This is a genomic window from Paenibacillus sp. CECT 9249 (assembly GCF_918697855.1).
In the GTDB taxonomy this organism is placed as follows: Bacteria; Bacillota; Bacilli; order Paenibacillales; family Paenibacillaceae; genus MSJ-34.
This window is the reverse complement of record NZ_CAKKLI010000019.1, coordinates 1-24,608: the sequence shown is the minus strand read 5'-3', so window position 1 is coordinate 24,608 and position 24,608 is coordinate 1. Positions and strand designations below refer to the sequence as shown.

Annotated in this window: 22 protein-coding genes; 6 read left to right on the top strand and 16 right to left on the bottom strand. The window is 51.2% G+C overall.

The window, feature by feature from the left end; genetic code table 11:
• The first annotated feature begins 52 nt into the window (after positions 1-52).
• The 3 genes from LQ229_RS14690 to LQ229_RS14680 all read left to right on the top strand — a co-directional run bounded on the left by LQ229_RS14690 (position 53) and on the right by LQ229_RS14680 (position 5,352).
• Positions 53-1,756 carry an extracellular solute-binding protein gene (locus tag LQ229_RS14690; protein WP_216537772.1) on the top strand — a complete coding sequence of 568 codons (1,704 nt, stop codon included), beginning with the start codon at positions 53-55 and terminating at the stop codon, positions 1,754-1,756.
• A 91-nt stretch (positions 1,757-1,847) separates the two neighbouring features.
• Entirely contained in the window at positions 1,848-3,752 is a 1,905-nt protein-coding gene (locus LQ229_RS14685; RefSeq protein WP_216537771.1) for a sensor histidine kinase, read from the top strand.
• A complete protein-coding gene (locus LQ229_RS14680; RefSeq protein WP_216537770.1) occupies positions 3,745-5,352 on the top strand; it encodes a response regulator in 1,608 nt (535 codons plus the stop codon). Before LQ229_RS14685 ends, LQ229_RS14680 begins: the two co-directional genes overlap by 8 nt.
• Here the strand turns inward: LQ229_RS14680 and LQ229_RS14675 are convergent.
• From LQ229_RS14675 to LQ229_RS14635, 9 genes are all read right to left on the bottom strand, one after another.
• Positions 5,300-5,743, bottom strand: coding sequence for a threonine/serine exporter family protein (locus tag LQ229_RS14675; protein WP_216537769.1), 444 nt, complete (start codon positions 5,741-5,743; stop codon positions 5,300-5,302). The genes LQ229_RS14680 and LQ229_RS14675 overlap by 53 nt on opposite strands.
• A gap of 82 nt (positions 5,744-5,825) precedes the next feature.
• Positions 5,826-6,587 (bottom strand): threonine/serine exporter family protein, encoded by a 762-nt coding sequence (locus tag LQ229_RS14670; protein WP_230192139.1) that lies wholly within the window; start codon positions 6,585-6,587, stop codon positions 5,826-5,828.
• 430 nt (positions 6,588-7,017) lie between these two features.
• Positions 7,018-7,914, bottom strand: a complete 897-nt coding sequence (locus LQ229_RS14665) for a transposase (protein ID WP_230192138.1) — start codon at positions 7,912-7,914, stop codon at positions 7,018-7,020.
• Positions 7,915-8,463: 549 nt separating this feature from the next.
• Positions 8,464-9,921 carry an erythromycin esterase family protein gene (locus LQ229_RS14660; protein WP_230192137.1) on the bottom strand — a complete coding sequence of 486 codons (1,458 nt, stop codon included), beginning with the start codon at positions 9,919-9,921 and terminating at the stop codon, positions 8,464-8,466.
• Between the two features lie 75 nt (positions 9,922-9,996).
• Complete coding sequence (locus tag LQ229_RS14655) at positions 9,997-10,719, bottom strand: ABC transporter permease (protein ID WP_230192136.1); 723 nt, start codon at positions 10,717-10,719, stop codon at positions 9,997-9,999.
• Positions 10,716-11,630, bottom strand: a complete 915-nt coding sequence (locus tag LQ229_RS14650; RefSeq protein WP_230192135.1) for an ABC transporter ATP-binding protein — start codon at positions 11,628-11,630, stop codon at positions 10,716-10,718. The genes LQ229_RS14655 and LQ229_RS14650 overlap by 4 nt, the downstream gene beginning before the upstream one ends.
• 117 nt (positions 11,631-11,747) lie before the next feature.
• Positions 11,748-12,692: a HAMP domain-containing sensor histidine kinase gene (locus tag LQ229_RS14645; protein ID WP_216537763.1), complete on the bottom strand. Its 945-nt coding sequence runs from the start codon at positions 12,690-12,692 to the stop codon at positions 11,748-11,750.
• Entirely contained in the window at positions 12,689-13,390 is a 702-nt protein-coding gene (locus LQ229_RS14640) for a response regulator transcription factor (RefSeq protein WP_216537762.1), read from the bottom strand. The genes LQ229_RS14645 and LQ229_RS14640 overlap by 4 nt, the downstream gene beginning before the upstream one ends.
• 61 nt (positions 13,391-13,451) lie before the next feature.
• Positions 13,452-14,189, bottom strand: a complete 738-nt coding sequence (locus tag LQ229_RS14635; RefSeq protein WP_216537761.1) for a glycerophosphodiester phosphodiesterase — start codon at positions 14,187-14,189, stop codon at positions 13,452-13,454.
• A 214-nt stretch (positions 14,190-14,403) separates the two neighbouring features.
• On the opposite strand from LQ229_RS14635, the gene LQ229_RS14630 reads away from it, so the two are divergent.
• The 3 genes from LQ229_RS14630 (at position 14,404) to LQ229_RS14620 (ending at position 17,689) form a co-directional block, all read left to right on the top strand.
• Positions 14,404-15,399 carry a sugar ABC transporter permease gene (locus tag LQ229_RS14630; protein ID WP_230192134.1) on the top strand — a complete coding sequence of 332 codons (996 nt, stop codon included), beginning with the start codon at positions 14,404-14,406 and terminating at the stop codon, positions 15,397-15,399.
• The gene (locus tag LQ229_RS14625) at positions 15,396-16,217 is read left to right on the top strand and encodes a carbohydrate ABC transporter permease (RefSeq protein ID WP_216537760.1); all 822 of its coding nucleotides are present in this window, start codon (positions 15,396-15,398) and stop codon (positions 16,215-16,217) included. Before LQ229_RS14630 ends, LQ229_RS14625 begins: the two co-directional genes overlap by 4 nt.
• A gap of 74 nt (positions 16,218-16,291) precedes the next feature.
• Positions 16,292-17,689 carry an ABC transporter substrate-binding protein gene (locus LQ229_RS14620; RefSeq protein ID WP_230192133.1) on the top strand — a complete coding sequence of 466 codons (1,398 nt, stop codon included), beginning with the start codon at positions 16,292-16,294 and terminating at the stop codon, positions 17,687-17,689.
• A 36-nt stretch (positions 17,690-17,725) separates the two neighbouring features.
• Here LQ229_RS14620 and LQ229_RS14615 read toward each other — a convergent pair whose 3' ends face one another.
• The 7 genes from LQ229_RS14615 to LQ229_RS14585 form a co-directional block, all read right to left on the bottom strand.
• Positions 17,726-19,438: a GGDEF and EAL domain-containing protein gene (locus LQ229_RS14615; protein ID WP_230192132.1), complete on the bottom strand. Its 1,713-nt coding sequence runs from the start codon at positions 19,436-19,438 to the stop codon at positions 17,726-17,728.
• A gap of 136 nt (positions 19,439-19,574) precedes the next feature.
• Positions 19,575-20,525: an alpha/beta hydrolase gene (locus LQ229_RS14610; RefSeq protein WP_216537758.1), complete on the bottom strand. Its 951-nt coding sequence runs from the start codon at positions 20,523-20,525 to the stop codon at positions 19,575-19,577.
• Positions 20,526-21,305: 780 nt separating this feature from the next.
• Entirely contained in the window at positions 21,306-22,088 is a 783-nt protein-coding gene (locus tag LQ229_RS14605; RefSeq protein WP_216537757.1) for a TetR family transcriptional regulator, read from the bottom strand.
• A gap of 216 nt (positions 22,089-22,304) precedes the next feature.
• Positions 22,305-22,499: a helix-turn-helix transcriptional regulator gene (locus LQ229_RS14600; protein WP_216537756.1), complete on the bottom strand. Its 195-nt coding sequence runs from the start codon at positions 22,497-22,499 to the stop codon at positions 22,305-22,307.
• A gap of 10 nt (positions 22,500-22,509) precedes the next feature.
• Entirely contained in the window at positions 22,510-22,809 is a 300-nt protein-coding gene (locus LQ229_RS14595) for a hypothetical protein (protein ID WP_216537755.1), read from the bottom strand.
• A 114-nt stretch (positions 22,810-22,923) separates the two neighbouring features.
• Complete coding sequence (locus LQ229_RS14590) at positions 22,924-24,003, bottom strand: linear amide C-N hydrolase (RefSeq protein ID WP_230192131.1); 1,080 nt, start codon at positions 24,001-24,003, stop codon at positions 22,924-22,926.
• On the bottom strand, positions 23,916-24,413 hold the full coding sequence (locus LQ229_RS14585; RefSeq protein ID WP_216537753.1) for an XRE family transcriptional regulator: 498 nt from the start codon (positions 24,411-24,413) through the stop codon (positions 23,916-23,918). Before LQ229_RS14585 ends, LQ229_RS14590 begins: the two co-directional genes overlap by 88 nt.
• Positions 24,414-24,608 lie beyond the last annotated feature (195 nt).

Genomic DNA, 24,608 nt, shown 5'->3' with positions numbered 1-24,608 from the left:
AACGAGTCGTAGCACAGCAAATCAGACTCAATTAAAAGGGGGAAGGGAAGAGATGAAGATGCATGGGGTAAAAATGAGATCGGTTCTTGCCATATTTGTTGCAGCGATACTATTGTTTGCTTTGGCGGCCTGCTCCGGATCCGGGACGAACAATAATTCGACCGCAGGGAAGGAGGAGCAGCCCGCCGAACAGAAGGAAACCGCGGCCCAGAACGAGACGGTTCAGCAGCCGTCGCCTGACGAACCGGGCTGGAAACAGGATACGTCGCCCATTACGTTCGATTGGTACTTGAACTTCTCCTGGTTTCCGAATAAATGGGGCGCCGATCCGACATCGCAATATGTGACGAAGAAAACCGGCGTCAACATTAATTTTATCGTTCCCGCGGGCAATGAGAACGAGAAGCTGAACACGATGATCGCATCGGGCACACTGCCGGATTTCATTACGTTAGGCTGGTGGGAGGACGGCGTCAGATCGATGATCGAAGGGGATATGGTGCTGCCGCTCAATCAATTGGCGGAAGAGTACGACCCGTATTTCTTCAAGGTTGCCGATCCGGCCAAGCTTTCCTGGTACACGAAGGAAGACGGCAACGTATACGTATATCCGAACGCGTCGTCGTCGCCGAAAGATTTCGAGAAGTACGGCGTCAATTACGTCTCCAACCAAACGTTTGTCGTCAGGAAGGACATGTATGAGGCGCTCGGCAAACCGGATATGAGAACGCCGGAAGGATTTCTGGACGCGCTCAAGGCGGCCAAGGAGAAATTCCCCGAAGTCGGGGGGCAGCCTCTGATCCCGTTCGGCATGCATGAATTTACGGATACCGGAAACGATTCCCTGGAAGACTATTTGGCAAATTTCCTGGCGATCCCGCGGGAGAAGGACGGCAAATTATACGATCGATTGAGCGATCCCGAATCGGTTCGTTGGCTCAAGACATTCCGCAAGGCGAACGAGATGGGCTTGCTTGCGAAAGATATTTTCATCGACAAGCGGCCGCAAATGGAAGAGAAGATCGCGCAGGGAAGATACTTCGCAATGCTCTATCAGCGCAGCGATTTTACCGCGCAGCAAAACGTATTGTACGCCCAAGACCCGAACTCGGTCTATATCGCGGTTGACGGCCCGGCCAACGCCAAGCTCGATCCGCCGACACTGAACGGTCCCGGCATTTCCGGCTGGACGGTGACGCTCATATCCAAGAACGTGAAAGACAAGGAGAGAGCGATCCGTTTCCTCAGCTATCTGCTGAGCGAAGAGGGACAGAAGGATCTATATCTCGGCGAGAAGGGATTTACCTACGACACGATCGACGGCAAAGACCAGTTCAAGCCGGAAGCGCTGGAACTGCTGAACACGGACCGTTCGGCGTTCGACAAGCAGTATGGCGCATCGTATACGTTCTGGATGCTGATGGATACGAATATGAATCTGCAATGGGCTCCGCCTAGCGTCGAGCCGTTCAAACAGATGGAGGATTGGACCAAAGGCAAGACGATCAGCGTCTCGCAATTCGATCAGTTGGACCCTCCCGCCAATTCCGAGGAAGGCATTTCCAAGACGAAAATCGATCAGTTGAAATCCGCGACGCTGCCCAAATTGTTGATGGCGAAATCGGACGAGGAATTCGATCATATCTTCGCGGAGTTTCTGGAGAAGAGGGAGCAAGCGGGCAATGCCAAGCTGGTTGCATACAAGCAAGTCAAATATGAGGAAAACGTGAAAAAGCTGCAGGAGTTTCTGAAATAACTCCGGCCGCGCCTGTTAAAAAACCCAGTTATGCTGGGTTTTTCGGCATGATCGGGGAGGTTGCCGTCAAGATCGCGATGGAGGGGGTATTATGATAAAACGCATTCATGCATGGCTTCATAGGTCGGGGATGCAACTGGAAGGACTTTCTTTGCAAACCCGATTGATCATCTCTTACGTGGTCATCATATTGCTCCCGATGACGCTGATTTCGACTTTGCTTTTTAACGAATTTAATCAAAATTATATTCGGGATATTTGGAAGAAGAGCGAATACATGCTGGAGATTGAAAAAGTCAATACCGACAACAATATCGAAACGATGGAGCGAATCGCCCAACTGACGATCTCGGACAAGGAGGTGCTCCATTATATCCAAAGGAACAGCGAGCCGGATCCGGACGAGCTCATGGAATTCAACGCTTACGCATTGTCCAATATCGTCAGAAACCAATACGCGAATCCGAATATCGAGCATATTCGAATCTATTCGAATAACGATTATATCAGCGAGCTTTGGCCGATTTTTTTCCATGAAAAAAGAATAGCGCAGAAATACTGGTACCCAAAGGTATTGGCGGCGGGAGGGCTCGAGCATTGGGAATTCGAGCAAACCGATACCGATATTATCCGCAGATATACGACCGAAAGGGAGAAAGGCGCGAAAATATCCATTTTCCGCAATATCGAATATCCGCAAGGCCGCCATGCGGGCATTTTGCAAATCGATATGCTCTTGAATCATTTTTTTCCGAAAACGTTCAGTACCGTTCAGGAACATCAGTCGCAAATGTTCGTCGCCGACCGCGCGCTGCGTATGTATTATAAACCGGACAGCCCGTTCCTGGAAGGTACGGGGCTGGATCCTCGCTATCTTCTGGCGCAGCTTGCGAAACGGGAGCAGGCGAAGGACGGACATTTCGAATTCAAGTATCAAGGCTCTTCCTTTCTCTGTACCTATATTTATCTCGACCGGTTGGACGCCTATATGTTGAATGTCGTTTCCTTGAACGAATTTTTTACGAACCTGTCCAACATCAAAAATTGGCTGATTCTCGCCAATATCGTACTGATTATCATCCTGTCGGTATCCACATACTTTCTCAATTCGTTGATTCTCAAGAAGCTTCGCATTCTGATCGATTCGATGAAAAAAGCGCGCAAAGGCGATTTCAACTTCGATATCGACATTCGGGCGGGCGGGGAAATAGGCGAATTAGTGTTGCATTTTCGGAAAATGCTGAGCAAATTGAACGGCCTGATCGCCGATGCGGTCCGCAAAAACGCGATCACGAAAGAAGCGGAATTGAAGACGCTCAAAAACCAGATCGACGCTCATTTCCTGTACAATTCATTGGAAAATATTAAAATGCTTGCGGAAATTGAAAATCAAATCGTCATCGCGGACGCGCTGACCTCGCTGGGCGGCATGATGAGATACAATATGAAATGGACAAGCGAATACGTCAGGCTGCAGGACGAAATCAATCATATCAAAAATTATATCTCGATCATGAATATCCGTTTTGACGACTGCATTTCGCTTCGGATCGATATCGATCCGGCCGATTTGGAACAGGAAGTGCTGAAAATGTCGTTGCAGCCGATCGTGGAAAATTCGGTCAAGCATGGCATGAAGTCGCTGGCGAAAGCCGGGCGGGAATTGACGATCGTTATTAGCGCCGTCGCCCGGGACGGCGAGATGGTCATCCGCATTTCGGATAACGGCTGTGGGATGCCGGCCGAGCGGGCGGAGTTTATCAACCGGACAATCTCGTTATCGGAGGAAGCGTTCGAACGTCAACAAGGGGGCGGCGCCGCCGGTCCGTTCGCGGGTGGCAGCGGCATCGGGCTGCGCAATGTCAATTGGAGGATTCGGTTGTATTACGGAGAGCAATACGGTATTCGGCTCGACAGCAAGGATGGCCTTTATACGGATGTATATATGAGAATTCCATACATGATGATGAGCGGAGGGTTGACGAAACATGCGTAGGCTCTTAATCGTAGACGACGAGAAAAATATTAGGCTCGGCTTGAAGGCGATGATCGAACGCGAATACCCCGGCATGTATGCGATTAAGACGGCTAGCGATGGGGCGGAAGCGTGGGAGCGTTGCTTGCGGATGCATGCCGAAATCGTCATTACCGATATTCGAATGCCCGAGATGGACGGCATTGCCTTGATCCAGTCGCTCGCCGAACTGGACGCCGGCCCGCATATCGTCATATTGAGCGGGTACGACGATTTTCAATATGCGAAGGAAGCGATCAAATACGGAGTGAAGGACTATTTGTTGAAACCGATCGTGCGCGAGGAATTAAGGCGGGCGTTGGAGCGGATCGACCGGGAAATGGCGCAGAACGAGCGGATATTGGAAAAATTGGAGGCGGCGGAGAAACAGGCGGAGGAAATACGCGGAAGCCTGCTCAATTATATCGTGATCAATCCCGATCTTCCGCAGCGGGAATTGGAGGACATCTGCGAACAGGTCCGCCTTCGGGATTTTGCCGGCCAATATTATGTCGGATTGATCAAGCTTTGGAGCGACAAGTTCGGGGAAGGCGAAGGAACGATGCAATGGGTTCTCCCGGCGATGTACGATGTGCAAACGGAGCTTGGCTGCCGAATCGTCCATTTTTGCGATAATGAAGGACAGCCGGTCGTCATCGCGGACGATGCCGAATTCGTCACCGGTTTGGCCGAACGTATGGCGAAGCCGGGCCATATCCGCTGCATGATCGGGCTAAGCGGCAAGGGCGAGGATGTGACGTTGCTAAGGCAATATTATTTGCAGGCGCAGAAGGCGTTGAAATACGGCTTGCTTCGGCCCGAGCCGGGATTGATTCCATATGAACGAATTCGAGACCGCTCCCGCGATTTTCAATTGCCGATGGAGCAAATTCGGAAACTGGCCAATATGCTGGGCACCGATCGGGAGGAAGATATGAACGGGTTGCTGCGGGACATTTTTGACATGGAAAAAATAGGACGTTACGATATTTTCTACGTTGAGGAGATTGGCGCAATGTTGAACGAGCATGTATTCGACCGGGTCTTGCACATGTACGGGGAAGAGTCGGCCCAAATTGCCGGCGCCTATCGGAAAGTGAAAAATATATACCATTTCGCGGGGTTTCACGATTATTACCGCAGCGTGCAGAACCTTCTATTTCAATTGAATGATTATGTGAGGCATGTCGTCTCGGCTCATGCGGAACATAAAGAGATGAAGAAGGCGGTTCAATATATTCAGGATCATTACGACAAAGATTTGAACATGGCGACGGTGTCGAATTACGTCTCCTTGAATTATACGTATTTCAGCCAGGCGTTCAAAGAATATACCGGAAGCAACTTCGTTCATTACCTGAAGCGCGTACGCGTAAGCAAGGCGAAGGAATTGTTGGCGAGGACGAATTTGCGAATCGGCGAAGTCGGCAGAATGGTCGGGTTCGAGCATGCCAAACATTTCAACCGGGTCTTTCGCGAAATCGAGGGCATTTCCGCTACGGAGTATCGGGATAAAGCGACCATCCATATTAGCGGCGAGACCGGGGAAATCCGGATGCCCTGCGAATCAGTTGATAGATGACTTCCGAGAAAATAAGGCCGACGGCGATCGCTCCCGAGATCAGCAGCGCCTTGACAGCAAGCTGCAGGGCGATATCATACCGGCTCTCGACGACATTCCTCATGGAATCGTAGGCTAATCCGCCCGGTACGAGCGGGATAATGCCGGCGACGTTAAATACGATAATCGGCGTCTTGTATATTTTCGCAAACAGTTGGCTCACGACCGCCACGACGAACGAGGCGAGCAATGTAGCCGGAACGGCCTCCAAATCCATACGCAAAGACAATATATAAACGATCCAGCCGAACATTCCGACGAACCCGCATTGCAGGAGCGTTTGTCTCGGAACGTTAAAGATGATGGCGAATGCGGCGGAAGCGATGAAACTAACGACAAGCTCGATCAGCATGGGATCCCCCTGTGAACACATTGAAAAATATCGCGGTTCGTTGCAACCGGCATAATAGAGCACTTAGCGCGCGTTGTTGCGCTTAGTAAAACCATAGTACGACAGCAATACCCGATCCAATGGCAAATGCGGTTAGAAAAGCTTCGGCCCCTTTGGACAGTCCGGAAACGAGATGGCCCGCCATCAAATCCCTGACCGCGTTCGTAATGAGCAGCCCGGGAACGAGCGGCATGACGGAGCCGATAATAATTTTGTCCAGATCTTGTCCGAGACCGTACTTCACGCATAATCCCGATACCGTGCCAATGACGATGGAAGCCAGCAATTCGGCGACAAACTTAATGCGGACCAAGCGGTGCAAAAATACCATGAACGCAAAGCCCGATCCGCCTGCCAATACCGAAGGAAGAAAGTCCTGCCAGCCGCCCCGAAACATAATGGCGAAACAGCCGCTCGCGACAGCGGCGGCAATCATTTGAAACCAGGTCGGGTAAGCCAAGTTGGAGCGTTCGATCTTAAGCAGCATCCGGTGCGCTTCGGCTGTCGATAGTTCTCCATTGCTTATTTGCCTGGAGATGTGATTGACCATCGTTACTTTCTGCAAGTCGGTGGAACGTTCGGAAATGCGAAACAGTCTCGTCGTCGGCGCCGAGCCGTCGATCGCGAAGATGATGCCGGTCGGAGTGACGAAGTTATGGGAATTCGCATACCCGTAGGAAGTCGCGATGCGAAACATCGTATCTTCGACGCGATGCGTTTCTCCGCCGTTTTGCAGTATGATTTTGCCTGCCAATAAACAGATTTGCGTCACTTCGTCATGATCGTGGGCCATGTTTGTATCCATTCCTTACCCTACTGTGAAAATTTGTTATTCTACCTATACATTACACGGGCGGCGAGTCCTTTTCAATAGGGAGGCGGGCGAGGCATTTCGCCTAATGTTCGATAATCGGTGCAGCGCTTGTTGGAGTATGTTTGTGGGCCTGGGGCGCTCCCGGTATATCTATTTTTTTCGCCTTCTGTCGATATCCCCTTCGTTCAGAAATGAGGTTTGATCGCTTGTTTGCCATGAAGCGAAGAAAAATTGAGGTTTGATCGCTTGTTTGGCATGAAGCGAAGAAAAAACGAACCCAGATAGTGCTGCAGCTTATGTATTATGTAAAGCGCAAGGCAGAACTGGAGTAGAGATAGAGGTGCAAATGATGTAATCTGCTACGAAATCGAAAGTGAAATAATGCGGCATCGCATGAAAATACCGAAATAAGGACAATCGATTAGGATGCGATTTTATAAGGAACTTTACCGGAATCGGAAGTACGGCCGACAAGCTCAGGATAAGTAATCGTTCGTGAAGTAACGCAGCTGTCGAATAGCGATTTCAGCGGGGATGGTTGACTATGGTTAAACATGTAACAATAATGATTCAAATAAGCTTGCAGATGCTTGCTTCCAATGCCCCCGAACCGGCAAGCAAGCCACGTTTCCACTTCCCATCCAAGCCGTATTAACGTTAGGTTCCTGTCGCGTCCGATGCGGCGCGTCACAATCGCACCGGCAGCCGCCTTCGGATCCACATAACGATCGATAAAATGATCGACCGGAAAAGGCTTAAAGCAAGTTTTGATCGGTTCTTTGCGTTGTTTTTCGATTTTTATTTTCACGATCACCCCGTTCTCGTCCTCCGAAGCGCCGATGAGCAGAGGTTGTGCTTGTTTATGCCAATTCGAGCCGGGCGTGATCCTCAAGGCATAGATCGCTTCCGAAATGCGAACCAGTCCGGACAACAGCTCCGTCGATTCCGTCTGGGACATGGCATACCGCAGCTTGTGGCAGATGAGCCAAGCGGTTTTGTAAGTTACCTCGATGATTCGGGATAATTGTATCGCGTTGACGCCCTCTGGCCTTGCATGGAGATAGATCGCCTGAAACCATTTGCGCAGCGAGGTGCGGCTGCCTTCCATGACCGTACCGGCAATGAGCGAAGTTTGCGCCCTGCAGGATTGGCACTCATATAGAGGGAGTTTGCGGGTCGTAATGACGTAAGCGGCATGATGCTGACACCGGGGGCATCGGAACCCGTCCGGCCATCTCATCTCGTACCATGCTTTCGCGCATGTCTCTTCCTTCTCATAATAGGCAGAAAACGCCTCAAATGATAACAACTCGGTCATGACAATCCCTCCTGGCACAATAATTAGAACCTACGTTCCCCTTTATTTTACCAAACAAATGTTCCTATTTCAATATTATTTATTTAATTTTTGGAAGAAAAATTAAATACTTTCTCGAGCAATTAAAAATTCCCTTTAGAAAGCGAATGAATGGCTTGGCCGCTGAAAAAAGCTGGTTTTTCCAACTTTCTGAACGAAGGGGATTTCGACAAAGGGGATGAGAATGGGATAGAAGGAGGAAGTCAGATCTGGACGACTGAACGGAGCTCATATTACGGAGCTTTCTGAACGAGGGGGATTTCGGCAAAAGGGGCGAAAGAAGCACTAACGCGCGAAGGAAGAAACCTCTATAACGAAGGGCTGTCCCAGCCATCATGGATGACTTGGAGACAGACCCGTTTCGCTAACACATTAATGCAAGGTAATTTCGTACTTCGAAACTGCGTCGCCCGCGAACAACGGTACCGTTTTGCGGCAATACGATTTCGTTCGCGCCGCTAATAACGGTATTGTTCGCGCAAGTACCGCACCGAGTACCACTTGGCATGTTTAAGAGTCGATATAATCGGGCAGATGCGCCGTGTCGATCCATATGATTCCGTCATATTGATTGCGCGGAACGAACGTTTCCTCAAGCATGCCCCAATACAATGATTTCCGCGGCGTAAACATCCAAGCGTTGCCTACGTTAGGCCGTTGATGCTTCATATCGACGAAGACGGCATCGCGGCCGGCGAGCTTCATGATCGCTTCCAAGCTGCCCGGATCGTGCGGAGATTGAACCTTCACGGCTTCTCTCGTATTTGACGCGGTTTCCCCTTGGTACATATACAGCCCGACGGAATAGACTTGGTCCTTCAAGCGATCGGGGAGCAATTCGCCCAAAGTCGGCATGGGCAGACCCATATACAACAGATCGTCCTGCACCGACGTATTTTGTTTGCGCAGGTGATAGTTATGGCCCCAGACGATGATCTTTTTGTCCGGATACATTTCTTCCGCCAGCCAAGTCAAATGTTCGGCCATCGCCAAATCTCGAATATAGTTGAAATTGTCGTTTACGCTAGTGGGAATTTCGAAGGTTTTCTCATCTTGGGAGTATAACCACGTTCTCGCTTCGGCGAAATCGTTCAGTACGCGAATTCTTTCGTCTATCGCCCGTTCCAGAATGCTTGCCAGTTCAGGCCGGTCCGGGCGCGCGGCAGACAATTCCACGCGACGAAGACGGACGAACTTTTTCAGTTCCTCGTATCCTTGGATCCATTCGGGCCGCTTCTTCTTAAGCTCATCCCATGTTAATTCCGGGGAGTATACGGCATCGCTGTAATTGTCCTCCAGCTTGTTCCACTTCTCGGCTTGCTTCTTATCAACTTCAGCGAGCCATTTCTTGATATAATCTGTGAATGCGTTCATCGGCTGCATGTCGACCCCGGCCAACTCAAGCGGATGATCGGTTTCGGCTTGCTTTCGTATATATTCGAACAACGATTGCACTTCTTTCGTATGCCATACGGGAAAAATGCTCTTTTTCATCATCTCGAGCCCCGATAGAGAAGTGGCTTGCGCATTCACGGCATATGCGTCGGCCCAGCCGGATTCGAAGGCGACGACATCGAAGCCGAGCTCCTGATGCAGAAATCGAACCAATCGGGCTTTGACCGAGTTGAATTCCTTCACCCCATGCGAGCTTTCGCCCAGCATGACGATTCGCTGATTTTGCAGCAGCGGCTTCAAAAATTGCAAATCCGCGAACTCGTCCTTGTCCCGCGTCGGCACGCTTGCGATCGGGTTCGCATTTTCCCGCATCCAAGCTTTCCATTCGCTTCGGTTGTTCGCATGATTCCGAATCATTTCCATATAGGGGTTGGCCGGCTCCTCGGCCGACGCGCGGATGGCGTTCGCCGGGAATAGCGTCATGCAAGCGGCGATCGCCAGCATGAGCGGCTTTGACCACGATGTCCATCGCTTGCGGTTCGTTCCCGTTTTCTTCTCTCCGTTACGTATCATTTTAAGTACTCTCCTTTATCTCTTCATCGATGCGGCATTCCCGCGGATTCTCCATCTCCGCCGATGCGCCGCCGCCTATTGATGGAAGTCCGCCCTGCTGTAATACAGCAAATTGGCGTACAAACCTGCGGCAAGGACGAGAAAGGCGGTCATAAACGCGTAAAACGGGTCGTAGGGTACCATGTTCAAGGGCAGCAACGGACAGAAAAAAGGATAATATTGCATAGGAAACGGCGCATTCAGGACGAAAATATTACCGAAAGCTCCGATGACCGCGAAAACGATCGGTACGGTCGCATTTTTAAATACGGATATAAGGAACGTGTACATCGGCAGCAGAGCGACTTGAAACAGGTAGGAGCTTCCGTCTGCCTTCAGTTGTGTGAGAACGCGGCCCATCGTCAACGTCTCATCGACCAACCATACCCCAACCGCCAAGGTCGTCGCGGTCTTGAACACATACACGAGAGCCGCAACGATGCATACGAACAGAAACTTTCCGATATAGACTTGCCGGCGGGACGCCGGATAGGTTAGCAGCGTATTCATCGTCTTATCCGTAAACTCTTTCGCATATAGTGAAGCGGCAATAATCGAGAAGATCAATACCCCGGAGAAGGTGAACATTTGAAAGTCGATCGTCTTCAGGAGCGCATCCCAGCTGTCGTGGCGAACGCCGTCTCTGATCCAATTCAAAGCATTCATCAGCGGAAAAGCGACGGCGCCTGCAAAGACATACAATAACAGCGGCGTTCTCTTGAATTTCAGCCACTCGCAGCGGATCAGTTCGATCATCATGTCGCTCCCCCCGTCAATCGCACGAAATAATCTTCCAGGGTTTGCCCTGCAACCGATATATCGTGTACCTTAATTCCGTGCGTCACCAACATTTCGTTGATCGTTGCCGCATCGTCCAACCGTTCGTAAAGACGGAGCGCATTTTGTTCCCACACGGTATAATCGGTTATGCCTAACTTCTGCTCCAGCAGCATGGCCGCTTTTGTATCGTTATCCACCTGAATTTGAATATAGCTGCGGTTTTTCTTCAAGAGATCCCGGTAATCGATCTGTTCAAGCAATACGCCTTGATGAATAATTCCGATCCGGGTGGCCAACTGTTGAATTTCGCTTAAGATGTGGCTCGAGATCAATACGGTAAGCTCCCGCTGGCGGCAAAGGTTTAAAATAATTTCCCTCGTTTCCTTCATGCTGAGCGGATCCAATCCGTTGGTGGGCTCGTCCAAAATAAGCAGTTCCGGATAGTGGAGCAGCGCTCTTGCAATGCCGAGCCGTTGCTTCATGCCGAGCGAGAATGTCTTCACCTTCTTGTCCGCCGCGTCCTGCAAGCCGACTAACTTCAGATGCTTGCGAATCGTATCCGGATCTTGAACGCCCATGAGACGGCGGTGAATCTCCAAATTTTGCTCCGCCGTTAAATGGAGATAGAAACCCGGCACTTCGACGATCGATCCGATCCGCCCGTGAAGATTGTGCCGGCCTTGACGCACGTTCCGGCCAAACAACTCCACCTCGCCGGATGTCGGCTGGACCAATCCCATGATCATACGCAATGTGGTTGTCTTGCCGGCTCCGTTTTGTCCCAGAAATCCGTAGACCTCCCCCTTCCTGACCGTCATGTCGACTTCGCTGACGATCCGTTTGCGTTTATACGTTTTCGTCAGCTTGCGCGTTTGCAATACAATATCCATTCTGCCGTTCATCCTCCTAGTTCCGATGCCGACGCCGACAATGTATCGGCTTCCCGGCGTCCTTGCTGCTGCTTCTTTATCGTAAAGGAGAGATCTTACACTGTTTTTACACGGTTCTTACAAAAGTCTTAACTCTTCGCCGCCGCGATCTTTCGGCAGACGGAAGACGAATGATGTCCGCTCGTACGGGACGCTGCCGGCATCAATGCCCCCTCCCATCCGCTCCACCAATTGCTTAACGATATGAAGTCCCAGCCCGCTGCCGTGCAAAGCTTTATTCCTGGACGGCCCCAGCGTATACATCCGGCTCCAGATGCGATCCAGTTCCGGCGCGGGAATCCCCTTCCCGTTGTCCCATACTTCAACCGCTACATTATCCGCTTCGTCCCGCACCCGTACGCCGAAACGGTCCCCGCCTGCGCCGTGCCGCAAACTGTTGGCGATCAGGTTCGTCAAGATCCGCGTCAGCGCCCTTCGATCGGCCACAGCGAATGCGTCGGCGTCCGGCAAATCCAACGAAGGCTCCAAGTGGCGGGCTTTAAAATCTTCATAGTATGAAAATAAAATTTGCCGGACCGTCTCGGACACATTGATGCGTTCGCGGTGCAAAGGCTCCTCGCCCGCCTCCAGACGGGAAAGCTCGAAAAATTGCTCCGCGAGCTCATAGAGCGTACGGGCTTTATGATGAACGATCCGGATATATTCCGCTTGCTCTTCTTTTTGCAAATTTTCGTCCGTATCAAGCATTTCGACATAGCCGAGCAATGAAGTGAGCGGGGTTCGCAAGTCGTGGGAGATGTTGGAGACGAGCTGTTTTCGGGCCGTTTCGCTCTTGTTTTTTTCCTCGGTAATCCGCTCGATTTGCCGCAATACTTCGTTGATGTGCCGTATCAACTGCCGATTGGCCGCGAAGACGGACGGCTCGCGGACGAAGGGATGCTGCTGCCTGTCAAGCATCTGTTTCAACTGACGGTTCATCCGCGTAATTTCCCTATGAAACTTGAACAGCAATACGAAAAGAAGTACCGCGGCCGCGGTCGCCGCAATCGCCCAGGCCATCATTCCGTGTCCCCCAACTTGTAGCCCATTCCCCATACCGTCACGATATATCGGGGTTCGTCGGGCCGATCTTCGATTTTCGCCCGCAAGCGGCGGATATGAACCATTACGGTATTGTCGTCTCCCATGTACTCTTGGCCCCATACTTGGTAGAACAATTGCTGCTTCGTAAATACTTGCTTGGGATGGGTCATGAAACATTTGAGCAGATGGAATTCTTTCGCCGTCAAGTTCAGCGGCTCTCCGTTTTTGGCGACCGTACAGCGTTTCGGATCCAGCTCCAAATCGCCGTGCGACAAAGGGCGGTCCGCTTCCGCATCGCTGCGGTTGAAAAAGACATGCCGTCTTACATGCGCCTGCACGCGGGCGATCACTTCGTGAATCGAAAAGGGCTTGACGATATAATCGTCAGCCCCCGCTCCCAAACCGATGACCTTATCCGTCTCCTCGCCTTTGGCGGTCAGCAGAACGATCGGCACGGTGCTATGCTCGCGAATCCGGCGCATCACTTCGAGCCCGTTCACGTAAGGCAGCATAAGGTCCAGCAGAACAAGGCTGTACGTTCGATTGGCTGCTTTTTCCAACGCCTGTTTGCCGTCAAAGGCCTGTTCCACGGCATATCCTTCTTTGCGCAAGTTAATGGTCAACAGTCGGTTAATATCGATGTCGTCTTCCACGACAAGCATATGAATGGGGTCCATTCCATACCTCGCGTCCTTCCTTTACCAAATCTAGTACTGCTTCGAGTGCGTTGATTGGATGTTACGACGCCCCGATCATGCGGCGCAGCCGCCCCGGATAATCGGTAATGATGCCGGATACGGACGTTCGCAGCAAAGCCCGCATCGACGCCTCGCCGTTGACGGTGTAAGGGTATACTTCCAGCCCGCTTTCCACGGCGAGGCGGATATCTTCCGGCGCGATCAGTTCATAGTACGGATGCAGCGAATAGACTTCCGCCCCGAACGTGGAGGCGAGCAATCGATGGTCGACGAGATTGCTTGTGTACAACAAGCCGACTCTCGTTTCCGGCGCTTGTTGTTTCATATAGTGCAAGCATTTATGATCGTATGACGATATGACCGCTTGCTCCATGCGCCGTCCGCCGCGCAGCAGCGCGATTAGCCGGTCTTCCAGCGCGCCGCCGGTTGCGGCTTTAATCTCGATATTGACCATGGCGCGATCGGGAACGATCTCGAACACTTCCGCCAAGGTCGGTATTCGTTCTCCGCGAAACCGTTCATCAAACTTAACCCCCGCGTCCACCCGTTTCAATTGTTCCAACGTCAGTTCGGCAACGGCTCCTTGGCCTGTCGTCGTGCGGTCGATCGTGTGATCGTGAATGACGACCAGCTCCCCGTCCGCAGAGAGATGAACATCCAGTTCGATAGCGTCGGCTCCTTGCTCGAACGCAAGGCGGAACGACGACAGCGTATTCTCCGGCGCTTCCCCGGCAGCCCCCCGATGCCCGATGACGAGCGGCGATCGTTTCTTTTCCATGGCAAACAACTCCTTCATCATATCGTTATCGTTTCCTTATTCAAGTATATCGCATTGTCGTTTCCTTATTGTAAAATTTCGCGGTCGACTCTGTAAACACGTCCCGTATTTTGCAAATTGCGGATATAAGTTAATACGAGTTTAACGCTGCGATGATTCGCAGCTAACAGACCGGGTATATGATGGAACGGAAATGGGAAGAGGGGGACTGGATATGGAAGAGATCAACATGATGAAACCGCTGGATCGTCCGGCGCGCCCGCGCGCGCTTCCGTCCGCGAAGGCCCGCCGGAAACGCAAGGCGCGAGCCGCAGAGGCCGCCGCAGGAGCGAAGCGGAAGGATTGGCGCGAGATCGGTTTGGGCTACGCGTTATTGGCGCCTTCGCTTGCATTATTCTCTATTTTTTTATTCTATCCGATGGTCAAATCGGTCTATCTTAGCCTTCATTTGACCGATCCGCGCGGCAATGTCGCCCTGTTCGTCGGTTTGGACAATTATCAAGCGATGTTCGCTTCGCCGGCATTTTACGAGAGCTTGAAGGTGACGATGATGTTTATGCTCATGACCGTACCTCCCGCCATGATCGTCGCTCTCGCCTTGGCGGCGTTAACCTGCCATAAAGGTGCGGGGATGCGGCTGTTTCAGTGGATATTCTCCATGCCGGTCATCATTTCCGTCGGAACGGGCTCGATTATTTGGATGATGTTGTTTCATCCGAGCGTCGGCATGTTGAATTATTGGCTCGGCTTAGCGGGCATTGATCCGATTTTTTGGCTGGCCGATCCGAACTGGGCGCTTCTATCGGTGTGCATCGTAACCGTTTGGATGAATTTGGGCTTCGTCTATATCGTCATGCTTGGCGCATTGAAAGGGATCCCGCCGGAAATATACGAGAGCGCGAAAATCGACGGAGCCGGCGCTTGGCGAACCTTCTTCCGCATCTCGATTCCGCTCGTCTCGCCGTCGTTGTTTTTTGTCGGTATCGTCTCGGTCGTCGGAGCGTTTCAAGCGTTCGGACAAATTAACATTTTAACGAAGGGCGGACCGGCCCAAGCGACGGATGTCATCGTATATTCCATTTACCAGGACGCATTCGTCAATTTCCAATTCGGCACGGGAAGCGCCAAAGCGCTCGTGCTATTCGTCATTATTCTTATTTTGACCGTGATTCAGTTCCGTCTGGTGGAAAGGAAGGTGCATTATCAATGATCGCCGCCGCGCGCAGATCGGTTCATTATGTCGTATTGGCGATATTGGCCGTCCTGATCTTATACCCGGTGCTGTTCACCGTTTTGTCCTCGTTCATGACGCCGGAGGAGGCGAGCGTATATCCTCCGCCGTTGTTGCCGCAAGGGCTCTACTTCGGCAATTTCGCCACCGTGCTGGATACGGTGCCGATCGTCAGATTTATATGGAATTCGTTTGCGGTCGCCGGCCTGATCACCCTCGGCCAGTTGCTGCTCGCCTCGACTTCCGCTTACGCCTTCGCTTTCTTGCGGTTTCCCGGGAAGCCGCTTTGGTTCGCTGTGTTTTTGTCTACGATGATGATTCCTTGGGAAGTCTCCGTCATTCCGAATTATATCACGATGAAATCGTGGAATTGGCTCGATACGTATCAAGGGCTCATCCTGCCGTTTATTGCCACGGCGTTCGGCACGTTTCTGTTGCGCCAATTTTTCCTGCAACTGCCGCGCGAATTGTTCGACGCCGCCAAGATCGACGGGTGCGGGCATATGCGCGCGTTCGTCCGCCTTGTGCTGCCGCTCTCAGTCCCGGCGCTCGGCATGCTTGGCATTTACGGGTTTCTTAATGCCTGGAATATGTACCTTTGGCCCTTGCTCATGACGAACTCCGATACGATGCGCACCGTGCAAATCGGCATCTCGATGCTGCAATTCGAGGAGTTCACGTCGTGGAATTTGGTCCTGGCGGGCGTTGCGCTTGTGCTGCTGCCCTCGTTTCTGCTGCTGGCCTTCGGTTTAAAACAGCTGGTGCAAGGCATTCTGGCGGGCGCGCTTAAAGGATGACAAGCCGGTTTGCCGGTATCCGGACAAACCTTGATATAGATGAAGAAAACGTTCATGGGAGAGAGGTCATAGAGATGAAACCGTTCAAAGGTAAGAGTTGGTTCGTATTGGTTGCGGTCCTGCTGCTGTTCATAACGACCGCTTGCAATCAAGCGGGCAAGGAGAACGCTGCCGGCGCGTCCGCGGAACAGAATAAGGGGAATCAAGCCGCCTCAGAAACGAAGCCGGAGGGGCAAACGCCTGTCAAGGTGACATGGTGGCATTCGATGGGCGGAGAGCTCGGCAAAGCCGTCGATCAACTGGTGAGCGACTTCAACGCTTCGCGCGGCGACATTCAAGTCGAAGCCGTATACCAAGGCACATATGACGAGAGCTTGAACAAGATGAAGGCGTCGTTCGATTCCAAGAGCGGCCCGACGATGATTCAAGTGTATGAGATCGGATCGCGCTACATGATCGATTCGAAGGCGATTACGCCGATGCAGACGTTCATCGACAAGGAACGGTTCGATCTAAGCCAACTGGAGGAAAATATTTTAAGTTATTACACGTTTGACGGTCAATTGTACGCGATGCCTTTCAACACGTCGAATCCCATTATGTACTATAACAAAGATTTGTTCCGGGCTGCCGGACTCGATCCGGAGAATCCGCCCGCGACCTACGAAGAAGTAACCGCCGCGGCCAAGAAGCTTAGCAAAGACGGCGTGACGGGCGCTTCCTTCGCCTTGTACGGCTGGTTCATGGAGCAGTTCTTCGCCAATCAAGGGGCGGAGTATGTCAATAACGGCAACGGCAGAGATTCGATCGCGAACGAATCGCTGGCCAATACGGAAGCGGGCGTGCAGACGATGGCCTGGCTGAAGGACATGCTCGACCAGAAAGCGGCGATCAATCTGGGACGGAAAACCGACGATACGAAAAAAGCGTTCACGGCAGGACAAATTGCCATGACGCTCGACTCGACCGCTTCCTTGCGCGGCATCGTCGACGCTGTCGGCGGCAAATTCGAAGTGGGAACGGCATTTCTGCCGAAACCGGCCGGCGCGCAAGAGGGAGGCGTCGTCGTAGGCGGAGCGAGCTTGTACATCTTGAACAACCGTCCTGCTCCGGAACAGCAAGCGGCATGGGAGTTTGTCAAGTTTCTGGCGGCTCCGGAGCAGCAAGCGTTCTGGCATACGAAGACGGGATATTTCCCCATTACGAAAAAAGCGTATGAGCAGCCGATCGTGAAGGAGAACTTGGCGAAATTCCCGCAATTCCAGACGGCGGTCGATCAACTGCATGCGACGAAAACGAGCAAAGCGACGCAGGGAGCCGTCATGGGCGTCTTCCCCGAAGCCCGACAAATCATGGAGCGGGCGATGGAAGAAGTCATGAACAATCAAAAGTCGCCGAAGGACGCGCTGGACGCCGCGGCAGGCGAAATTACGCAAAAGATCGAAGTATACAACAAAACAGTAGGGAAATAAGCGTTAAAGCGAAAAACGGCTTTCGACCGAAAAGGGTTAGAAGCCGTTTTTGATATATCTTTTGAACTCGTCCGGCGGGAGCGGTTTGCTGTACAAATATCCTTGTACGAAATCGCAGCCGTGATCCCGCAGCAGGCGCAGCTCGATCTTCTGCTCGACGCCTTCCGCTACGACGCGCAAATTGAGCGCATGGGCCAATTGGATAATGGCGGCAACGAATGCCGGTCCGTCGACTGCCAAATCGCGGACGAACGATTGATCGATTTTGAGCACGTCAATCGGGAATTGCTTCAAATAATTGAGCGAGGAATATCCCGTTCCGAAATCGTCTATCGCAATCGTGACGCCCATCGCTTTCAGTTGCACCAGCGTCTGCATCAGCTGCTGCGTATTTTGCATCATGCTGTTTTCCGTAATCTCCAGTTCGAGCAAATGAGGCGGTACGCCGGTATCGTTAAGCGTTTTCTGCAATTTTTGCACAAATGTCCCTTGCATCAGCTGATTGGCGGAAATATTGACCGCAACGCGCAGCGAAGGAAGCTGTTCGGATTGCCAAGCTTTAATTTGCCGGCATGCCGTCAGCAGCGTCCAGTCTCCTATGGCTGAGATGAGCCCGCGTTCTTCCGCGAGCGGGATGAATATGGAAGGGGGTACGTACCCCGACTCCGCATCGAACCAGCGTATCAACGCTTCCATCCCTATCGGCTTGCCGGTATGCAGATCGATCTTCGGCTGGTAATAGAGTTGGAGCTGATTTTTTTCGATCGCCCTCCGCAGCTTCGTCTCCAAAACGAGCAATTCCTCGGAATTGGCGTTCATGGCCGGATGGTATATCCGGAAGGAGCTTTCTACCGATTGCTTCGCTTCATACATGGCTGTGTCGGCGTTCTTGACAAGATCCTCCGCGGTTGTGCCGTGATACGGGTAGATGCTGATGCCGATGCTGATTGTGGCGTAGTATTCATGCCTTTCCACGCGGAAGCTCTCGCTGAACAAATGGATGGCCGCTTCGGCTAATTCCTTGATTTTGGCGTAGTCGTCCGCATGCTGCATCGTGATCATAAATTCGTCGCCGCCCACGCGGTAAATGGTGTTGCCGCCGGACAGACCGGTTAAGCGTTCCGCCACTTGGGTCAGGAACAGATCGCCGATCGAATGGCCCAAACTGTCGTTCAAATGCTTGAACCGGTTAATGTCGATAAAAAATAAAGCAAGCTTCGATTTCGCCCTGGCGGAAGATTCGACCGCTTCGGCCAGGGACGCATTGAACATTCTTCGATTCGGCAGGCCGGTCAGCTCGTCATGATATGCCAAATGGCGGATTTGCTCCATACTTTTCTGGGCGGTAATATCGGAGCGAATCGCGATATATTGGTACGGTTTGCCTTGCTCGTTCAAAAAGGGGACAATCGTCGTCTGGACCCAGTACCGGCTTCCGTCCTTGGCGCGGTTGCATATTTTGCCTTTCCACACTTTCCCTTTACCGATCGTTCTCCACATATCGCGGAAGAAGCTTTTCGGGTGATGCCCGGAATTGAGGATGCGATGGTCTTGCCCGATCAATTCTTCGCGCGTATACTTCGATATTTTGCAGAAATGATCGTTGACGAAAATCATTTTCCCTTGTTGATCCGTAATAGCGACAATCATCGATTGGTCAAGCGCATATTTGATATCTTTCAGTTCTTTTAACGAATATTCGACATCGGCATATTCCACTCGCATTTTGTTCGTCGTATCGTTTGCCATAGTACCTCCATCTCACAATATGCGCATAAAATGATTGGAAATTTTGCGAAATACGGGCATTGCTATCGTTATCATCTATTTCGGCATATTTAGGTGAAATGTTTATCCCGATCGTCGAATTTTCGGTTTTTTTGTATTATGTTTCCTCCGATACCTGTTTGATCGCTTCAAGCACGGCTTCGGGATGCGCTTGCGGAATCATATGCGCGGCATGCGGCAATACCGTCAGCTTGGAATTCGGAATCGTCTCATGAAAGAGGAAGGAATGGCGTTTCGAAATAAACGGGTCAAGCTCTCCTACGACAATAACGGTCGGAACGCCGATGTCGCCGTAACGGCCGCTAAGCTGATAGGCTGCCGGACTGAACGCTATAATATCCTCCCGATTGGCTTTGAATTGCGCCGGCCGGAGCCAGAGCGCTTGCGCCGCTTCCGTATATCCGGGCGGCACCGGATCGGGCGCGAACGTTTGCCGGACCATCGATTCCATCGCGAGGGCGCCGAGCGGTCGGAGCAAAGTGGCTGTGAACAGATCGCCTACGACCGGGGTTGCAACCAGCTTGGAGAGCGGGTCTCCGTCGCCGGCCGGATATAACTTCCCGCCGTATCCCGCCGCGCCGACAAGGACGATGCCGGCCGTATCCTCCGGGTAATGGAGGGCATAGGCGAGAACGGGCAGGCCGCTCCACGAATGTCCGACCAGAATCGGCTTGCGGACGCCGAGCTGCCGCAGCGCCTCATGCAGGAGCCGCGCCTGGTCGATCGGCGTAATACGCTCGCCGCGCGGGCGTTCGCTGTAACCGTAGCCGGGGCGGTCGAACGAGTAGGCTTCGTACTCGCCTTCGCCGGCGGCTAAATCCAATACCCTGTCGAAATCATGAGCCGATAAAATGCCTCCGTGCAGAAAGACGACCGGTTGTTTGCCATCCCCTTTCTTCAGGTAATGCAGCCTGATTCCTTCTACCGTAACGAATTGGCCTTTCGGCGGATACTGTTGTTCCGCTCTGCGAACCGCCAAGCGGGTATAAACGTACAAACCGGTTAATATGGCGATTGCCGTAGCAATGATGGTGATTGTTGCGATCATAACGATCAAACTCCTTTTCATTTTTATGGCGATGGGGTGGTGATGGTATTCTTACAGGTACGTTATTAACATACTGATAAGTATGTTAAAGGCATAGAAAAACCCGTGTGGCACCGGTTCGGGTCAGTTGAGAGCTTGGAAGTTGCGACGCATGATGTACAAATTGCAACATAGTGGGTGCGTTTTGTCTCGCTATACTGCTCATGTGGCACGATGTACGGGTTCGATCTGTTGCTGGGAATTGCGACGCATGTTGTACAAATTACAACATAGAAGGCCTGTTTCGCCTCGCATCCTTGCCTATGTTGTATGATGTACAACATGATGGGGGCAAAAAGGTCGATTAGAGCCTTTATCTCGCAAAAATGTTGTAAAAAGTGCAGCATAACGCGTCCTATCACCCTTCAACCCCACTTTATGTTGTATTTCGTACAACATACGCAATTAGCATGCGATTGGCATGGGACGCCCATATGGTACACGGGTTCGATCTGTTGCTGGTGTTGCGACGCATGTTGTACAAATTGCAACATAGAAGGCCTGTTTCGCCTCGCATCCTTGCCTATGTTGTATGTTGTACAACATGATGGGGGCAAAAAGGTCGATTGGCGCCTTTATCTTGCAAAAATGTTGTAAAAAGTGCAGCATAACGCGTCGTTTTGCCTTTCAACCCCACTTTATGTTGTATTTCGTACAGCATACGCAATTAGTATGCGATTGGCATGGAGCGCCCATATGGTACAGGGGTTCGGTCTGTTGAGACACTTGGAAGTTGCGATGTCAGCGCGGAACGTCAGCCGGCGCCAGTCCATCCCACAATATGCGCGACAAATTCGGTGCGAATTGATCCAACCGCACGCTGTCGGGATCGATCAGCCAGGACATGACGAGGCCGTTGACCATTGCGTTGAAAAGGACGGCCAGCGCCGTCGGATCGACATCCTTGGCCAGCAGCCCGCGCTCCTGAATTTCGCGGATGGCGTCGCCGGTCTGTTCGTATATGCCGGCAAACGTCCTGCGCAGTTGATCCCGTATGGCGGGATCGCGGCTTGAAGCGATGAATTCGAAGAATAGCATCGGTTTATCCCGATCCGTAGCGCACGCCGCCAATTGCGCCGACAGCCATGCCGCCAAAGCTTCTTGCGGATCGGAGCCGCCGAGCATGCTTTCGGCTTCCTTCGGAAATCCTTGCAGCTGCTGGGCCATGCTCTTCTCGCATAAAGCCAAATATAAGTCGCTCTTGCCGGCAAAATGCCAATAAACGGCCCCCTTCGTCATTCCGGCATCCGCCGCGACATCGTCGAGCGTCGTGCCCGCGTAGCCTTGCTCGGCAAATACCCGGGCGGCCGCTTCCAATATACGCGTCTTCGTGTCCGCGTTCGCGGCCCCCGGCTGCTTTTCCGCCAGCAGCGCTCTCATCTCCTGCTTGCTCCCCAAATGTCTGCGCACCGTGGTCCAATGGACGCCCGCAGCCTCGGCGACGTCGGCGTAACCGATTTTATCGGCCGGCCGGTCGGCGGCCAGACGTAAGGCGGCTTCGACGATCTTGTCGCGCACGCTCATAAAATTCACCCCCGCTTTCACAAAATGCGATATACATACTTATGAGTATGTAAAAATCATAATATGCAAATGGCGGATTGTCAATCAAAAGAACGCAGCGGCCTTATCGGAGCCCGGTTGGGCTGCAGGCGACAGGACTTGTTCGAGCGTTAGGCGTATCCTTGCGGACTGCCAATCCCTATGAAAATCGCATCGCATGTCATATCCAAAGTCCGCTTATTTTTTATAAATAAACAAATCGTCCACCTTGGCACCAAGTACTTCGGCAAGCTTGAATGCGAGTTCCAGCGTCGGATCGTACTTATTGTTTTCAATCGCATTGACGGTCTGCCGGGAAACGCCGCAGCGAATCGCCAGTTCCTCTTGAGATAGTCCTAATTGCTTTCGTAAATGTTTAATTATATTTTCCATGTAACTTCACTCACGATTTTTTCCAATAATGATAAGCGAAAAGAATAACGTACACAGCAATCGATGTCCCAAGTAAAGCCGGTATACTAATGCTCCCCGCATTGCCGAGAAAAGAGAAATCGATATTGACAATTTGCAGCAAAGTCTTAACGCCGGCCCAAATCACAATGAAACTCCAAGTTCCAAATCCGGCAGAATGAGCGATCCGCTTCATCCGTTCGTCGCCCTTTTCTTGCCGGAGCTTGACATAGAGCCAATTCAGCAGCAATATACCGATGATAAGGAAAAAGATCTTAATGGCTGTAATCATAAAACACTCCCCCTTAAATGTAAAAAGTATTTGACATCTGGATTATAAAAAAATTTGTACGGAATGTCAAATTGTTTTGACATTGGGGTTGTATATGCAGCCACGATGATCGATTTAACCGAACGATTCGGGGTATTGCGCCAACAAGCGGATCACTTCATCTGAAAAATCCCAATGGAAGACGGAAGTCAATTTTTCGTCTCTAAAAAAAGAATGTACGACGTGATGATTAAATTGTGTCGTATAGGCCACGAACTGTTCCCGCGCGTTTGCGCCTTGAAGCTTTTGCAGGTCGGCTGCTAAGGATGGCGATGTTTTAGCCAAATCGAACTCGGCTATCCGAATCCTCTTTCTTTCACGGTTCCGGTTAGTCATCGCATGGATCTCCATGTTTGCCAGATCATAGACAATACTAAACACCGTATCTTCCCGTTTTGCCTCCTCCAGGGTTGTAAATCCAAAGTCGACCATCTCCGCTTGAAATGTTTTGTTCTTTACCCGCTCCCATACCGTATGTACACGTTCCATGGAGTTTTGCTCGTATTCTCCAAGGTCGTCCCAATTTGCAATACCGGACATCATTTCGTCTATTGCCTGCTGATAAGGCGAGTTTGCCATAACCGGAGCGGACAGAGTATTGTTATAAACGTGCATGTTTCCGTTCAAAAAATCGATAATCGCCCAGTCACCGCTTCGGTCCGCTATCAGGTAGTGCAACTTGGATGTGCTCTGGTCAATGCGAATCGTTGTTGCTGCTTGCAGCACTTCCTGAACCGTACCGCAAGTATCGAGCATATATTGAATCCATTGCAATTCATTTACCGTGTGCCTGTCGTCCGCAGGGGGATGTTCCGTTGCCCACAGCGTCGTCTGTTCCACGACGAGGCCCAACTCATTCATTCCGCCGTTGGGGTTTTCCTTCCCGTTCTGGGAAATCGTCAGACTGCCGTAGCGGGACACCCACGTTGCAGGAACGGCCGGCGGCAGCATAAGCGCTGTTTTGCGAATTCCTCGATGATTGGTAAATAAAAACACACCGTCGTAAATAACATCTTGATTTTTACATACAAGAATTTTACCATCCCAATGAAGTTGGAACACTGTGCTCATCGCTCGGACTCCTTCAAATTTAACATCGTTTTCATAGCGGTTAAATCTTCTCCGCCTTCGATATGACTCAAAAAAGCGCGGCATAAGCGAAGGGTCTGAGCATCCGCTTGCTCCACAATCGCGGCAAATCTTCCGATAATTGTCTGATGTTCTCTTTCTTTCTCGAGTTGAATCAATTTCTCGCGATATGCTTCTATATCCGCTCCTTCTTCCGCATTTTCTATTAGACGGTTCAGGAAAAGAGTTTGAATCTGAATCTTCATTTCGATCGACAGGTCTTTCAAATAATAGTGATCGTCGACGAGTATTTTGGCATCCATATTGAAATATTTTCCCAAGGCGCGAAGCCGCTCTTTGGGCACAGGCCGTCTCTTTTTGATCCAATCGGAAAATTGTTGGGGGGTTATTTCTACATCTTTACAAACATTGGTGTACGAAACTTGATGAATCAGCGCAAGATATTGCAAAGTCGTCATGGTTGGATCGGTTCTCATGTTTCATGGCACACTCCTCATGACATAAAATATGTCAAGTATATCTACTATTATATTCGAGACATAATTTATCCTAAATTTCGAAAGCCCGTAATATCAAACACTGAATATAGTGGATCTGCCTCGCGGACTGTAAAAAAGTGGAGGTTTCCCAGTTCGTTCGGTTCAAGTCAACATTATGTGGATACACTTTCC